The sequence below is a fragment of the Pyrococcus yayanosii CH1 genome, from assembly GCF_000215995.1.
GTDB lineage: Archaea > Methanobacteriota_B > Thermococci > Thermococcales > Thermococcaceae > Pyrococcus > Pyrococcus yayanosii.
This window is the reverse complement of record NC_015680.1, coordinates 864,810-878,344: the sequence shown is the minus strand read 5'-3', so window position 1 is coordinate 878,344 and position 13,535 is coordinate 864,810. Positions and strand designations below refer to the sequence as shown.

Annotated in this window: 15 protein-coding genes and 1 pseudogene; 5 read left to right on the top strand and 11 right to left on the bottom strand. The window is 53.2% G+C overall.

The genetic code is table 11. The annotated features are described in order from the left end of the window. Window position 1 precedes the first annotated feature (1 nt). The gene (rpiA, locus tag PYCH_RS04880) at window positions 2-691 is read left to right on the top strand and encodes a ribose-5-phosphate isomerase RpiA (RefSeq protein WP_013905739.1); all 690 of its coding nucleotides are present in this window, start codon (window positions 2-4) and stop codon (window positions 689-691) included. Further along, a complete protein-coding gene (locus PYCH_RS04875; protein ID WP_013905738.1) occupies window positions 688-1,617 on the top strand; it encodes an RsmB/NOP family class I SAM-dependent RNA methyltransferase in 930 nt (309 codons plus the stop codon). Before rpiA ends, PYCH_RS04875 begins: the two co-directional genes overlap by 4 nt. Here the strand turns inward: PYCH_RS04875 and PYCH_RS04870 are convergent. After that, a complete protein-coding gene (locus tag PYCH_RS04870) occupies window positions 1,614-2,348 on the bottom strand; it encodes a hypothetical protein (protein ID WP_013905737.1) in 735 nt (244 codons plus the stop codon). The genes PYCH_RS04875 and PYCH_RS04870 overlap by 4 nt on opposite strands. 149 nt (window positions 2,349-2,497) lie before the next feature. Next, complete coding sequence (locus tag PYCH_RS04865) at window positions 2,498-4,057, bottom strand: sodium-dependent transporter (RefSeq protein ID WP_013905736.1); 1,560 nt, start codon at window positions 4,055-4,057, stop codon at window positions 2,498-2,500. Window positions 4,058-4,319: 262 nt separating this feature from the next. Between PYCH_RS04865 and PYCH_RS04860 the strand changes: the two genes are divergently transcribed. Continuing rightward, on the top strand, window positions 4,320-5,489 hold the full coding sequence (locus tag PYCH_RS04860) for a pyridoxal phosphate-dependent aminotransferase (protein WP_013905735.1): 1,170 nt from the start codon (window positions 4,320-4,322) through the stop codon (window positions 5,487-5,489). A gap of 14 nt (window positions 5,490-5,503) precedes the next feature. Next, window positions 5,504-5,872, top strand: coding sequence for a glutaredoxin family protein (locus PYCH_RS04855; protein WP_013905734.1), 369 nt, complete (start codon window positions 5,504-5,506; stop codon window positions 5,870-5,872). On the opposite strand, the gene PYCH_RS04850 is transcribed toward PYCH_RS04855, so the two are convergent. The 9 genes and pseudogenes from PYCH_RS04850 to PYCH_RS04820 form a co-directional block, all read right to left on the bottom strand. Next, window positions 5,869-6,255, bottom strand: a complete 387-nt coding sequence (locus tag PYCH_RS04850) for a PadR family transcriptional regulator (RefSeq protein WP_048058217.1) — start codon at window positions 6,253-6,255, stop codon at window positions 5,869-5,871. The genes PYCH_RS04855 and PYCH_RS04850 overlap by 4 nt on opposite strands. Beyond that, the gene (locus tag PYCH_RS04845) at window positions 6,249-6,950 is read right to left on the bottom strand and encodes a YhfC family glutamic-type intramembrane protease (protein WP_013905732.1); all 702 of its coding nucleotides are present in this window, start codon (window positions 6,948-6,950) and stop codon (window positions 6,249-6,251) included. Before PYCH_RS04845 ends, PYCH_RS04850 begins: the two co-directional genes overlap by 7 nt. A 5-nt stretch (window positions 6,951-6,955) precedes the next feature. Continuing rightward, the gene (locus PYCH_RS04840) at window positions 6,956-7,285 is read right to left on the bottom strand and encodes a heavy metal-binding domain-containing protein (RefSeq protein ID WP_013905731.1); all 330 of its coding nucleotides are present in this window, start codon (window positions 7,283-7,285) and stop codon (window positions 6,956-6,958) included. A gap of 89 nt (window positions 7,286-7,374) precedes the next feature. After that, entirely contained in the window at window positions 7,375-8,781 is a 1,407-nt protein-coding gene (locus PYCH_RS04835; RefSeq protein WP_148236197.1) for a squalene cyclase, read from the bottom strand. Further along, window positions 8,772-9,014 (bottom strand): hypothetical protein, encoded by a 243-nt coding sequence (locus PYCH_RS09480; RefSeq protein WP_052296529.1) that lies wholly within the window; start codon window positions 9,012-9,014, stop codon window positions 8,772-8,774. The genes PYCH_RS04835 and PYCH_RS09480 overlap by 10 nt, the downstream gene beginning before the upstream one ends. A 34-nt stretch (window positions 9,015-9,048) precedes the next feature. Then, on the bottom strand, window positions 9,049-9,204 hold the full coding sequence (locus tag PYCH_RS09640) for a PEGA domain-containing protein (RefSeq protein WP_013905730.1): 156 nt from the start codon (window positions 9,202-9,204) through the stop codon (window positions 9,049-9,051). A 344-nt stretch (window positions 9,205-9,548) separates the two neighbouring features. Further along, window positions 9,549-10,146: pseudogene (locus PYCH_RS09635) on the bottom strand (ABC transporter ATP-binding protein); the annotation flags it as partial. A gap of 174 nt (window positions 10,147-10,320) precedes the next feature. Beyond that, the gene (locus PYCH_RS04825) at window positions 10,321-11,481 is read right to left on the bottom strand and encodes an NAD(P)/FAD-dependent oxidoreductase (protein ID WP_013905728.1); all 1,161 of its coding nucleotides are present in this window, start codon (window positions 11,479-11,481) and stop codon (window positions 10,321-10,323) included. 5 nt (window positions 11,482-11,486) lie between these two features. Next, the gene (locus PYCH_RS04820) at window positions 11,487-12,974 is read right to left on the bottom strand and encodes an FAD-dependent oxidoreductase (protein WP_013905727.1); all 1,488 of its coding nucleotides are present in this window, start codon (window positions 12,972-12,974) and stop codon (window positions 11,487-11,489) included. A gap of 268 nt (window positions 12,975-13,242) precedes the next feature. Here PYCH_RS04820 and PYCH_RS04815 point away from each other — a divergent pair, with 268 nt between their 5' ends. After that, a complete protein-coding gene (locus PYCH_RS04815) occupies window positions 13,243-13,533 on the top strand; it encodes a hypothetical protein (protein ID WP_013905726.1) in 291 nt (96 codons plus the stop codon). Window positions 13,534-13,535: the final 2 nt, after the last annotated feature.

The following is a 13,535-nucleotide window of genomic DNA, read 5'->3' as shown; positions in this document are numbered from 1 at the left end:
TATGGACGTTGAGGAGCTCAAGAAGCTCGTTGCGAGAGAGGCCCTGAAGTTCATAGAGGATGACATGGTCATTGGCCTCGGCACCGGTTCGACGACAGCCTACTTCATCCGCTACCTCGGCCAGATGATAGAGAGAGGTCAGCTGGAAGACGTTTACGGCGTACCAACCTCCCACCAGGCGCGCCTTCTCGCCCTGGAGCATGGGATCCCCGTAGTATCCCTCGATGAGGTGGATGCGATAGACGTTGCGGTTGATGGGGCCGATGAGGTAGATCCGAGCCTTAACCTCATAAAGGGGCGCGGCGCCGCGTTGACAATGGAGAAGATAATCGAGTACAGGGCCGGGACATTTGTCGTTCTCGTAGACGAGGGCAAGCTCGTCGAATACCTTGGCAAGAAGATGCCAGTTCCAATAGAGGTAATCCCGGCCGCATGGAAGGCCATAAAGGAGGAGCTTGAAATTTTCAACGCAAGGGCTGAGCTCAGGATGGGCATCAGAAAGGATGGACCCGTCGTTACGGAGAATGGTAACTTCATCCTTGACGCGTGGTTCGAGCGCATAGACGACCCTCTGGACATGGAAATAGAGCTTAACACGATTCCTGGCGTCGTTGAAAATGGAATATTTGCCGACATAGCCGACATAGTTCTCGTCGGGACGAGGGATGGCGTTAAAAGGTTGGAGAGATGATTGAGAAACTCTTCTCCCTTGGCTACTCCAAGACCTTCGCCGAGCGTTACTATGAGCTCTGGGGTGAGAGGGCCTTAAAGATAGCCGAAGCTATGGAGAAGCCCCTGCCGAGGTGCTTCCGCGTCAACACTCTCCGCATAAGTGTTCCCGAGCTCACCAAGAGGCTCAACAAGAAGGGCTTCCAGTTCAAAAGGGTCCCCTGGGCAAGGGAGGGTTTCTGTCTAACGAGGGAACCCTTCTCGATAACTTCGACACCGGAATACCTGAGTGGTCTCCTCTACATTCAGGAAGCGAGCTCGATGTATCCGCCCGTTGCCCTCGACCCCAAGCCTGGAGAAGTCGTTGCCGACATGGCCTCTGCCCCGGGTGGGAAGACTTCTTACATGGCCCAGCTGATGAAGAACGAAGGCATCATTTACGCCTTCGACGTTGGTGAGGAAAGGCTGAAGGAGACGAGGTTGAACATCTCCAGATTGGGCGTCACAAACGTGGTGCTCTTCCACAAGTCGGCCCTTTACATAGACGAGCTGGGTATTGAGTTCGACAGAATACTTCTCGATGCTCCATGCACGGGCTCAGGAACGATACATAAGAATCCAGAGAGGAAGTGGAACAGGGCCTTGGACGACATAAAGTTCTGCCAAAAGCTCCAGATGAGGTTGCTTGAGAGGGGACTTGATGTCCTCAAGCCGGGAGGCATCTTGGTTTACTCGACGTGCTCCCTTGAACCGGAAGAGAACGAGTTCGTAATCCAGTGGGTCCTCGATAACTTTGACGTTGAGTTGTTGCCCCTTAAATACGGAGAGCCCGCCCTGAGGAGGCCCTTCGGCATTGAGCTCAGCGAGGAAATCGCGAAGGCGAGAAGATTCTATCCGGACAGACACGGGACGAGTGGCTTCTTCGTCGCAAAAATAAAGAAGCTCTAGAGGAAGGCATGCCGGTGCTTGTAGAGGGAGTATAGGCCATAGGTTAGGAGAATGAAGTCGAGAGTTGCCAGCAACATCACGGCATAACTGTAGCCCATGACAAAGCCCTCGCTCTTTCCGAGGAATTCGGCGACCTTCTTGACAACCTCGGGGTTCGAGACCACGGAGTAAAACATCCTCACGATAATGGCCGACTGGATTATGGGTATAGGGGCGACTGCGAAGGCCAGCATCCAGCCAGTGTAGCCCCTTCTCTGAAGGCTGAGCATTGATAGAATAGCCGGTATCGCCAGTATCAAACCAGTTATCGCGAATTCCTGCCTCAGTGAGAGACCCGATAGCAGAAAGTACAAGGCCATCCCGAAAATAAACGTCCTGTAAGCTCTCTTAAGCTCTCTCAGCTTGCCTGGCTTGAAGTCGTAGGGGGCAGCCTTCGAGTATAGGTTCATCCGCTTTACCTCGTTGAGGAACTCCTTCCTTCCCATCCTCTCTATACCCTTATCATGGGCGTTGTTCTTCAGCTGAACCGAGCGCTTTCTGAAGAACTCGGCGAGTTGCTCGTTATCGATTTCTACCTCATCGCTGAGCCTGAGAAAATTGTCAGAGGCTTCCATTAGAAGTCTTATGGCTTTTTTCTTATCCTTTTCCTCCAAGGCCTTGACCTTGTTCAGCCTCTCGACCGTGAGCTTTAGGTTCTCGGCGACCTCCTTGAGAATGGCTGAGCTCTTCACTTCTTCACCCCCAGAAAAATAAGGAGGAGGGCTTAAAAGATTAGACCTTACTGCCCTCTGCCTTAAGGAGCTTGCTGATGCTCCAGCCCATCAGTGCAAAGATTACAAGCCAGGCGATTGCCATATAGACGGCCCACATTCTGCCCACCTCACACCTTTATTATGACCTCGTTCTTCTCGAGCTCCTCGCCGTACTTCTTCTTGATGGCGTAGTAGGTCTCCACGGCCCCTATGAGGAGCATCGCCAAAATGGCGATCCTGGCGGGCCAGCCAAGAGTTTTGCCAATGAGGTCTGTGAATGTTCCTGCAAGCGGGAATATCAGGAATATTGGTGCCACGATCATGGTGATCCACTTGTAGAATCCTGGCACCCTGATGTAGGCGCCCCTGTGGAGCTCCTCCCAGAAGTTGTCGGGCTTGAAGAGCCACACCGCCACTATTATGTCGAAGAGCGCCAGTAGTGCCAGCTGGAAGCTTATCCAAGCATCGACCTGGTCGAGGTAGCCGTCGATGTAAACCACGGGCAGGCCAAGAATAAAGTACAGCGCAAAGACTATCCATGTTCCGGTGCTTCTCTTGATGTTGAGGTCCTCCTCGAGGAGAGCTGTGAGGTAGTTATACATGGCTATGGCCGAGGTGAAGCCGGCGAACCATAGCAGGAGGAACCATAGCGCTCCAAAGAACCTTCCTGCGGTGCCCATCTCGACGAATATGTTGGGCAGGCTGGTGTACGAGAATCCAAGCCCGAACTCGCCCGCTATCCAGTTGAGGGTCTCGGTGCTGCCCTGGGCGAGGACCTCAGGCGGGACTATCTTCGGGGCGTAGGCGACGGCAAGCGGAACGGCTATGGAGCCACCGAGAACAACTTCAGCGAACTCATTGAGCGAAACAGTCGCGAGACCGCTCAAGGCCACGTCGTCGTCGGGACCAAGGTAGCTGGCGTAGTTCTGAATGATACCCATTCCAAGGGATAACGTGAAGAATATCTGTCCGCTGGCCGCCAGGAGGACCTCGTAGAGGTGTTCCCTCAGATAGGACCAGTTGGGGCTCCAGATGAACTCGAAGCCCTTGATGGTGCTCCAATTTGGATCGCCGAGGGGAGAGCCAAGGGCGAAGACGTATATAACGAGGATTATTGCGAACACATAGAGAAGCGGCATCATGACCTTAACCCAACGCTCTATACCCTTGCTGACACCCTGGCCAACGGCTATGCCGAGCAAGACAACCGTTATGCCCCAGAAGAGGAACACCTGGGCGTGATTGGTGAGATAGTTGCCGAAGAATTCGGCGGTGTTCTTGCCAAAGTATGCTCCAGTTATGCTGAACCAGGAGTAGGCTGCAGACCAGCCTATCAGGTGCAGGTAGTAGCTGTTGAGGAGCGTGGTCGTGGCAAATGCAAGGGCACCGCCGATGAGACCGAATATCAGAGCGCTCTTGGGCTTGAGACTCTCTCTGGCCATGAGATAGAAGGTTGGACCAAGGGTTCCGTGGCCATACTTACCGCCATACCGTCCCTGAACCCACTCAACCCACATCACCGGGATTCCGAGGAGGAACAGCGCCGCGAAGTAGGGCACCATGAAGGCGCCGCCACCGTTGCCGGCAACCTGGGTTGGAAACCTGACGAAGTTACCGAGGCCTATGGCATTTCCTGCCATCGCTAAAATCAGTCCAATCTTGGTTGCCCACCTATCTCTCTGCTCCATATAAGTTCACCCTCCCAATATTCATATTCATTAGGCGCAACTTAGGGGCGTTGACGCATAATAATGCATAGGGAAATTAATAAGCCTTGCTATGGAAAAATTTGGATAAATGACAAATATAATTGGGGCTGGAATGAAGGTTATCCCTTTGCGAAATTCCGTTAGATGGACTTGAAATTTTTGCGTTCTTCGGTGGACAACTATTTTTCGAGAGCAAACTTATTAAAAGGAGCCGAGAGTGACATAGTTCCTGGTGATGCTCATGGCCCTGAGCGACAGGCTCGATCTCGTGAACCCTTCTGAAATCAGGAAGCTTTTCGACATCGCTGCGGGGATGAAGGACGTGATTTCCCTGGGAATCGGGGAACCAGACTTTGACACGCCGGAGCATATTAAGGAATATGCCAAGGAGGGATTAGATAAAGGGTATACGCATTACGGTCCAAACATCGGCCTTCTAGAGCTTAGGGAGGCGATAGCCGAGAAGCTGAAGAAGCAGAACGGAATAGAAGCGGATCCCGAAAAGGAGATAATGATTCTCGTTGGAGCAAACCAGGCCTTCCTAATGAGCTTCGCAGCTTTTCTGAAGGACGGGGATGAAGTCCTCATTCCGAGCCCTATGTTCGTCAGCTACGCCCCCGCGGTTATCCTCGCGGGCGGAAGGCCTGTTGAGGTGCCCACATACGAAGAGAACGAGTTCCGTATCAGTGTTGATGATCTCGAAAGGCACGTCACGGAGAGAACGAGGGCGCTCATAATAAACAGCCCAAACAACCCGACCGGCGCCGTGCTTACGAAGAAGGACCTCGAGGAGATAGCGGACTTCGCAGTAGAACATGATCTCATCGTCATAAGCGATGAGGTCTATGAGCACTTCGTATACGACGGCGTCAGGAACTACAGTATGGCCGCCCTTGACGGCATGTTCGAGAGGACCATAACGGTGAACGGATTCTCCAAGACCTTCGCCATGACCGGTTGGCGCCTTGGCTTCGTTGCGGCCCCGGCGTGGATAATCGAAAGGATGGTTCGCTTCCAGATGTACAATGCCACGTGCCCTGTGACATTTATACAATACGCGGCCGCAAAGGCCCTAAGGGACGAGCGTAGCTGGAAGGCCGTTGAGGCTATGAGGCGAGAGTATGACAGAAGGAGGCTTTTGGTATGGAAGCGCCTGAACGAAATGGGTTTACCCACTGTGAAACCGAAAGGGGCCTTCTACATATTCCCAAATATAAAGACCACCGGCCTAACTGACAAAGAGTTCAGCGAGCTTATGCTGATGGAAGCCAGGGTTGCGGTTGTCCCTGGCTCGGCCTTTGGAAAGGCGGGTGAAGGTTACATTAGAATAAGTTACGCCACAGCGTATGAAAAGCTCGAGGAGGCGATGGACAGGATGGAGAGGGTGCTGAGGAAGAAGAAGCTCGTGTGAGGTGCACGGGATTGGTGGCACCTAATCTTTACATCTACGGTTCTGAAAATTGCGAGAGGTGCAAGGAGCTCAAGAGGCTCCTCGATGAGAGGCTTCACTATGGCTATGAATTTTATGACGTTGAGAAGGATGAAGAGGCGAGAAGGCGGTTCATGGAGATATGCCGCATAACGGGGGCCAGAAATTACCCGCTGGTGGGCGTCTTCCAATGGAATGAGCTCGTTGCGGTATACCAGGGAGACATGGCCATAGTCGGTGTGGCGAAGCTCGATGAGCTGAGGCCAAACCCAAAGGTCGTCCCGGTGGTGACGGACAACTCTCGGGCATTTTTCTTCAGGAATTCAGATGCCGTAGAGCGCCTGAGAGCTCTCTTTCTTCCCTAAATGTTAGAGGCTGCCCTTGGGTCTTCAAGTCTTTCAAGCGTCCGTTTTATCTCCTCTATTTCAGCTCGGACCTCCCTAATGACCTCCTGACCAAGGGGGGTGAGCCGGTAGTACTTTCGGGGCCTTCCTCCAATTTCCGCCCAGAAGTTCTCCACGAGCCCCAGCTTCTTAAGACTCTTCAGGATATCGTATAGGGCTCCCTCACTCGGCACGAGCTCTCCACTGCTCAGGTCTTCCAGCTCCTTTCTTATGGCGTAGCCGTGGAGCTCGCCCTTTTTCTCCAGAATGGAAAGAATTAGGTAGGAGTAGAGGCCAGCCCTCAGCTCCCTCCTAAACTTCTTAAGGGCCTTCTCCTTCTCAACCCCGGGCAAGTCCTTCACCATATAACCTTTTCCCCGGATTTTTCTGCCTTGACCTTCGGGAGGGTGTAGGAGACCAGGAGGAGCGCGATGAGAGCTAATATGACCTCGACGGCGTAGCCGACCATTGCATGCCCGGTGAGCTGGTAGTAGGCGGCCATCGAATCCACGAGGGTGTGAACGGCAATCATGGCCACGAGCCCTTTCTTTCCAAAGCCCTTGGCGGCGGCATATGCGAGGAAGACAGTGGTGCCCACATGGAAGAGGGTTGCAAAGTAGCGTTCCAGAAGGGACATAAGGGCCGCACCTAGTGGAACGTCAAGTCCCTTTCCCATGACTGCTCCGGCAACCGCAGTCATTATCGTTACGAAAAACGCCTCCGTAACGCCGAAACCGAGGCCGACGAAGGAAGCCGTTCTAAGGTCCTTGTCCTTGACGAAGAAGTACTTAACACCTTCTTGGACTAGGCCGGCGGCGAAGCCCAGCCATAGCGCGGTCTCCACTATGAAAGCCGATCCCCTGGTGATCACATCGGCGTTAGAGCGAATGCCAAGGGCGAGGAGCGATAACTGCTGGATTGGAGTCTGGACTATCATCGCGAGGAAGAACGCCACCAGACCGAGTAAGAACTCTGCCCACTTCGTCCTTCTGAGGCCTAGGAAATATATTGTTGCCCAAGCGAGCAGTCCCCCGAGCGCGGGGAACGGGAGGAGGTACATGGGGATCACTCCTTCTCGACGACAACAGCCGTTCCGTAGGCATAGACCTCTGCCATGCCCGAACCAACGTTAGAAGTTGCGAAGCGTACGCACACGACAGCGTTTGCTCCAAGCTCCTTTGCGTGCATTATCATCCTCCTAAGTGCTTCCTCCCTCGCCTCGGCCATCATCTGGGTGTACTCCTTCACTTCGCCTCCCTTTATGTTCCTGAAGACCGCGAGTATGTCCTTACCAAGGTGTGCGGCCTTCACGATGCCCCCGCGGGCTATCCCCTTGACCTCAACAATCCGGTAGCCGGGAATAGTCTCGGTCGTAACGACGATTACCTCCTCCATATCTTCCACCCCGATGCATCGAACTTCGAGGTATAAGTCTTGCCTCCGAAGTACATAAACCTCTTTCGGCTAAGAAGATAAGGAAAGGTTTAGGCCTTCCTCAGCCTGAGCAGAATCGCAATCAAGAGGACGACTGGAAGCGCGATCCAGGGAGGGATGGGGCCTCCCTCTTCATTCGGGGCGAAACCTTCCACCGGAACGGCGTCCACCGCGAAGACCTCGCCATCGGGCATGTATATGGCAATGAAACCATCGAGACCCGTTATCTTCGCCGTGCCGTTCGACTGGCCGACGAACTTCGAGTCCTTTATAAGGAGGAGGGTTCCGTTCGGAAGTACTGCACTCTCCCCATCAATCCTCACTTTCGGGACTTCTATGAAGAGGACGGATCTCAGGAAATTCCAGCCCTTTTGGTAGGTTTCGTTCTTTATGCCACAGTATTCTAGGGCATCGAGAACGAGGGCTGTGCTCCTTATACCGCTTGGATTCCCTTTGGAGTATCCAAAGCCGCCATCCGGGTTCTGGTAATCCTTGGGTATCGTTAGCGTTCTCTCAATGAGATCATCCCTTCCGAGGACGTGGAAAGTTTTCAGAGCCTGGGCATAATAGTAAGTTGGATAGCCCTCCTCAAGGCTTTCCTCCAGAAACCTTTCGGCCTCGGAATAGTTGCCTTCTATCTCAAGGGTCCTGAGAGCCCAAAGGACATAAGCGGTGTTGTAAAAGTCACCCCAATCATCCTTTCCCAGCAGAAAACTTATCTCTCGTGAGTTGTCAAGACCCATCTGGTCCTTGAGCAGTGCGATCTGTGCCACAAGCCAGGGTCTTAGGGCCGTTAAGTTTAGGTCAAGTTTCGCATCCCTTCCGCATTCGAGCAGGTATGGCGCGAAGATAGCCCATCCCATATCGTCTTGGGGCTTTATCATGTCTATGTAGCGGCATGCCACGTCCCTGAGCATCTCGAAGCCTTCAACGTGCGATGCATCGAGTATTTCCACGGTGTTAAACCTCTTGACTCCCCAGAACCCTAGATGCTGCCTTTTAAGGAGCTCGCTTAGGAGTCTATCATCTTTGGTGGCGTAGAGGGTGAGTGCTATCGAGAGCGTTGATTTGAAGTTGGCATCGTCTTTGACTTCCTTTCCGAGATACTTCAATGCGAAGAGCTTCCAAGCACTTCCCTCTCCCTCAACGTTCGCTCTTTCGACCATAGAAGCGTTACCAATCCCCAGCCCCTTAAAAACTTTCTCAAGCTCGTCTTTTGGCTTGTAGAGCCCAAGCCACACTTTCCCTCTTCTTACCGCCTCCTCAACTGGGACGTCCCCGGAGCAATAGTCCGAGTATTCCTTAAGTGCAACGACGGATAGGGCGGTATCGTAAATATCACCGAAGGAACCGTCATCCCCTTGGACGTATGTAAGCCAGTAGGCCGCCTGGTCAATGGTCCTTTCATATCTCCCTCTTGCAATCCTCTCGCATCTCAGAAGGGCCATTAAGGCCATGGCAGTATACTTAGGCTCGGCCTTTCTCCGAAGGCTGCTCCCCATGAAGACTGGGGAGTCTTTATGACGAGTAACCACTCGCAACCTTCAAGAGCCCCTTCGTAGTGGCCGACCTCATAGAGCGCGATGACGGCAGTAGCAGTTTCCATAGTGGTCAGCTTCAGGACGTTCGGGACCTCCTCGGCGAGAACTGGGGGAATAAGCAGAAGGGTCACTAGGAACCATCTTATCATTGAGAATCCCTCCAAGAATTGGGAAATAAAGGGGCTAAAAAGGTTTTAGAGAAGGGTCAGCCGTAGTAGACCTTGACGTCAAGCTGGTAGCTTCCTCACCATCTTCGAGCTGAATCTCAGTCTTCTCCTCTTCGTAGCCTTCCTTTTTGATTATGAGCTCATATTTACCAGGTTTCAGTTCTACACTCAAAGTCCCAGCTGGGTCTGTGAAATAGGATGTTCCGTGCCGGTGAAAGCCTCGCCCTTTAGGGAGGGGATGCAGTATTCCACCGAAACCTTTTTAAGTCTTGCCAGCGTAATAAGGCCTCGAAGAGGCCACCGTAAGATAACCCGATGAGATGAGGGGTTTCACGGTGGCCTCTAAACGATAACCCTAATCCGGGTTTGCCGGTAGGGGTAACGGGCCGAAGACCCGGCTTGCGGGCTGAACCGAAACCGGCAACGGGGGTAGGTGATGGGCCCGCGAACCGAACCGCCTCTGGCGAGGGGTTAATTCGTTGGAACCCTCGCCCTTCAGGGCGGGGAGGAGGTCAGCCTCTTCTCATTCAACCTCTCTATTCTTATGAGGTCGGGTAGGTCAAGGTCTGGAATTGGCTGCTTCGTCTCAAGCTTAATCTCGTAGCCCTCAAGTTACATGAACTGCCTCTTTATATCCTCTATCGTTCCCACCATCCTGAGCTTGCCTCTCACAATTATGCCGACTTTCTCACTGAGCTCTTCCACCTCGCTGAGGACGTGCGACGAGAAAAAGATTGTCTTTCCTTCTGTCCTCTGCTCTCGGATTATACTTTTGAGGAGGTATGGCCCTTCAGGATCGAGGCCGCTGGTGGGCTCATCGAGTATTAGAAGCTCTGGGTCGTTTATAAGGGCCTGGGCAAGTAAAAGCCTCTGTTTCATGCCCTTTGAGTAAGGTCTTCGCCTTTCTATATCTCAGTTCGTGGCCAAGCAGCCTTATGATACCCTCGTCTGGTATTATGAGGCCAAGCATGCTTAGAATTGTCGTAGTCTTACCGGCCCCGTTTGGTCCAAGAAAGCCAAAAACAGTTCCTTCTTCCACCTTAAGCGTTAGGTTATCAACGGCCTTAAAGTTCCCGTAGCTTTTCGTCAGGTGCTCGATTTCAATCGCATACATAAGAATCACCTAGCTCCACTTATAAACATCACAGCAGGCAGGTACTAACGTTAGTAGGGACATGACAATCAGAGTTTATAATTTTTTATGATGCCGAGCTCAGGCCCAGGCTTTAAGATTCCCTGTGAAAAAGAAGAGCTTTAGTAGTCTTGAAAAAAAGATTGAGGGGTGATTTTATCCCATCTGAAGGGCCGTGCTCCTCAACTCGCCGCGCTCGAAGCGGTATGGGTCGTACCACTCGACGGGAAGGCCAGTTTTGCCCTTTGTTATCAGGTTAGCCACCATCTCGGCGACGGCGGGGGCCATCATGAAGCCGTGACCCGAGAAGCCGGCCGCGATGTAGTAGTCGCTTATCTCCTCGAGTCTTCCAATGACTGGGTTGTTATCCGGCGTCTTGGCGTAGTAGCCGGCCCAGGTTCTGAGGATGAGCAGCTCCCTAAGGGCCGGGATTATCTTGGTGAAGTAGTAGCTGACCTCCCTGAGGAAGGCGTAGCTGGGGGTTAGGTCGTATGTGGGGCCCTCCTCGTAGCCGACGCCGCCTATGATACCGCCGTGGCTCGTCTGGGTGAGATAGGCGTGGCCGTACTTGAATGAGATTATCATGGGCTTTATCGTTCCGGGCCTTATGGGCTGGGTTATCACCGCCTGATGCTTGTAAGGCTCTATGGGTATCTTTATTGGGACGCCTGCCATCGCGTTGATAAGCTTGGCCCATGCGTTGGTCGCGTTAACGACGATGCTCGTCTTTATGATTCCCCTGTTTGTTTTGAGACCCTTGATCTCGCCGTTCTCGATGATGAAGTTCTTGACTTCGGTGTACTCAACGAGCCTCGCCCCAAACTTCTCCGCATTGAGTGCGAAGGCCGTGGTTGAGTGGAAGGGGTCTGCCTTTCCATCAGTCGGGTTCCACGAAGCGGCGATGACCTCGCTTATATCCAGAAGGGGAACTACATCCTTGGCTTCCTCGGGCGTTATGAGCCTCGTCGGGACGCCGAGCCTGTTCTGGAGCTTTATGTTTTCCTTGAAGGCCTCGATCTCATCCTCGTCATAGAGCAGAAAGAGGTAGCCTGTCTGCTCGAAGGGAAAGCCGTACTCCTCGGAGTATTTCTTCCAGAGCTCAACGGAGCGCTTCATAACGCGAACGTTTGCCTCGTCGTTGAACTGCTGCCTTATACCTGTTCCGCAGCGGAAGGTTGAGCCCGAGCCGATGAACCTCTTCTCTACAACGGTTACCTCCTCACCCCGTCTGGCGAGCTCGTGCGCGAGGGTTACGCCCACGATTCCCCCACCGATTATCACGATCTCACTCTTTTCGGGAAGCTCCCTCGTTGGCATGGCCATCATCCCCTCGTCGCCATAACCTTCATCTTAACGTTCTTCAGGGGTGGCCTTGCGGCGGGCAGGTCAATCTTACTCATGTCGATTCCCGCCCTTTGTGCTACGACGACGGCCCCGTTGAAGAGGCAGTAGCGTCCTTGGCAGAAACCCATTGCTAAGTGTGTGAGACGCTTGATTACCTGGAGGTCTGTTATGCCCCACCTCACGACGTCGTCCACCTTTTCCAGTGAAACGTCACATCCGCATATCTGGACGTCCTTCAGGTGGAAGACGTCGAAGGGTATCCCGTGGACGGACATGACCTCGGGCTCGTAATTCCTGAGCCTTTCCTCGTAAACACACGGTTGGGCCTCATAGCCGAACTCGCGGAGGATGTAGGCTCCGACGAGCCTGCCCTCGATGTAGTTCGCGTAGTGCGGCTTTATGCTGACGGCACTTCCTGCGACGTAGATTCCCTCCCTTATCCTGTGCATTTCATCGAGGACCGGCATGTAGTAGCCGCGCTTGAACCTCAGCTTCCCTCCGGCCTGAGTTATCGAGTTTATGTCCGGCCTTCTGCCGTCGGAGATAATGACGGCGTCGATTTCGTAGACGTTACCGTTCATGTCTATCAGGCGCTCAACCTTTTCCTCGCCCTCGACGCGCTTCGGGTTCGGCACGACGACGTACTCGATGCCCCAGCGCTCCAGCTCGGCCGTTACATCCTCGGGCCTGCTCCCGACGACGGCCACCTTCCTACCGGGGGCGACGCCCCACACGTTCATGACCTCGAGGGCGAAGTCCCTCCTAAACACTCCGGGCATGTCGTTGTTCTCGAAAAGGAGGATGTTGTCAACGGCTCCCGTGGCGAGAACGACGCGCTTCGTCATGACCTCGATGAGCCTTTCTCCATGAACTGCGGGCACGAGGAAGTACTCGCCCTCGTCGAAGACACCAAGGGCGGTGGTCTTGAGGAAGACGCGGACATTGTCGTTGAACTTCGATGTCAATTCCTCGATTACCTGCTTGGGCTCCTTTCCTTCGAAGCCTTCCTGCGGGAGCCCCTTGAGCCACATATCGCCACCGAGCCAGCTCTTCTCCTCGATGAGGGCTACGGTAAGGTTCTCCTGAACTTCTAGTGTTGCCCCTATTCCGGCTGGGCCGCTCCCGATAATAGCTACGTCAACGACGAGCCTCTCGACGGGCTTTCCCTCATCTACCTCGACTGCCTCTTGGAATTCGCCATACCGTTGCCTTTCGACCCTCATGCCGTTCCTGACGGCCGTCTTCCTAGCGTCAATGTTCTTGACGCCATTAACGACCATCGGGACGGGGCCGAAAGTGAAGGCCCCCTTCTTCCTTCCCTCCGTGCTCGTGGTGAGCCAGTAGATGCCGTTCGCCAGCAGAGCAACGGCGAGCTTCTCGCCCTCGTAGACCTCAAGGGGCCTTCCCTCAAAGTATATCGTGACCTTCCTAGAAGGGTCCTTCTCCGTCAGGTCGAGCGGCCTCATCTTATCACCCCTTTCGCGGCCGGCGTTCTCCAATATACACCGATGCTTATAAACGTTGGGATGATCAAAAATGGTTGTCCACTTATGGTTGGGATGTTCGAATGGAAAAGCATATAAATCCCAATAACCGAGGAGCTTGCGATAACAAAAAACTAATTGAATTCGATATGGGAACAAAAGTGGTGTGATCTCGTGGCCTAGGTATCTAAAAATTCGGGGAGGGTTCCACATGTCAAAATTGGCAGGCGAAACTGGGAGGCAACTAATTATGGAAAAACTTAATTATGTAATTAAGGAATTCAATAGGCTACATGGGAGCGAAGCTAGGGCAAAAGTGCTCGAGGTTAGGGAAAATGAAGTCGTGATAGAGTTTGAAGGTTCTTTCTGCAAGACATGCGGTCTCCACGACTACTTCGAAGACATAACGTGGGAGGCCATGGATCTCGGCCTAAAGATAAGGGCCGAGGAGATTATAGAGAGCGAGGAGAACTTTGAGCGGGGCAGGTACATCGTGAGGTATAAGGTTGAGGGGGATAAGGCTTATAAGGGCTCTTCTTAACC

What these genes read in the sequence shown, in the direction of transcription:
- rpiA (WP_013905739.1), top strand. Translation starts at nt 2, where the DNA reads ATGGACGTTGAGGAGCTCAAGAAGCTCGTTGCGAGAGAGGCCCTGAAG.
- PYCH_RS04875 (WP_013905738.1), top strand. Translation starts at nt 688, where the DNA reads ATGATTGAGAAACTCTTCTCCCTTGGCTACTCCAAGACCTTCGCCGAG.
- PYCH_RS04865 (WP_013905736.1), bottom strand. Translation starts at nt 4,057, where the DNA reads ATGGAGCAGAGAGATAGGTGGGCAACCAAGATTGGACTGATTTTAGCG.
- PYCH_RS04860 (WP_013905735.1), top strand. Translation starts at nt 4,320, where the DNA reads ATGGCCCTGAGCGACAGGCTCGATCTCGTGAACCCTTCTGAAATCAGG.
- PYCH_RS04850 (WP_048058217.1), bottom strand. Translation starts at nt 6,255, where the DNA reads ATGGTGAAGGACTTGCCCGGGGTTGAGAAGGAGAAGGCCCTTAAGAAG.
- PYCH_RS04845 (WP_013905732.1), bottom strand. Translation starts at nt 6,950, where the DNA reads ATGTACCTCCTCCCGTTCCCCGCGCTCGGGGGACTGCTCGCTTGGGCA.
- PYCH_RS04840 (WP_013905731.1), bottom strand. Translation starts at nt 7,285, where the DNA reads ATGGAGGAGGTAATCGTCGTTACGACCGAGACTATTCCCGGCTACCGG.
- PYCH_RS04835 (WP_148236197.1), bottom strand. Translation starts at nt 8,781, where the DNA reads ATGGCCTTAATGGCCCTTCTGAGATGCGAGAGGATTGCAAGAGGGAGA.
- PYCH_RS09480 (WP_052296529.1), bottom strand. Translation starts at nt 9,014, where the DNA reads ATGATAAGATGGTTCCTAGTGACCCTTCTGCTTATTCCCCCAGTTCTC.
- PYCH_RS04825 (WP_013905728.1), bottom strand. Translation starts at nt 11,481, where the DNA reads ATGCCAACGAGGGAGCTTCCCGAAAAGAGTGAGATCGTGATAATCGGT.
- PYCH_RS04820 (WP_013905727.1), bottom strand. Translation starts at nt 12,974, where the DNA reads ATGAGGCCGCTCGACCTGACGGAGAAGGACCCTTCTAGGAAGGTCACG.
- PYCH_RS04815 (WP_013905726.1), top strand. Translation starts at nt 13,243, where the DNA reads ATGGAAAAACTTAATTATGTAATTAAGGAATTCAATAGGCTACATGGG.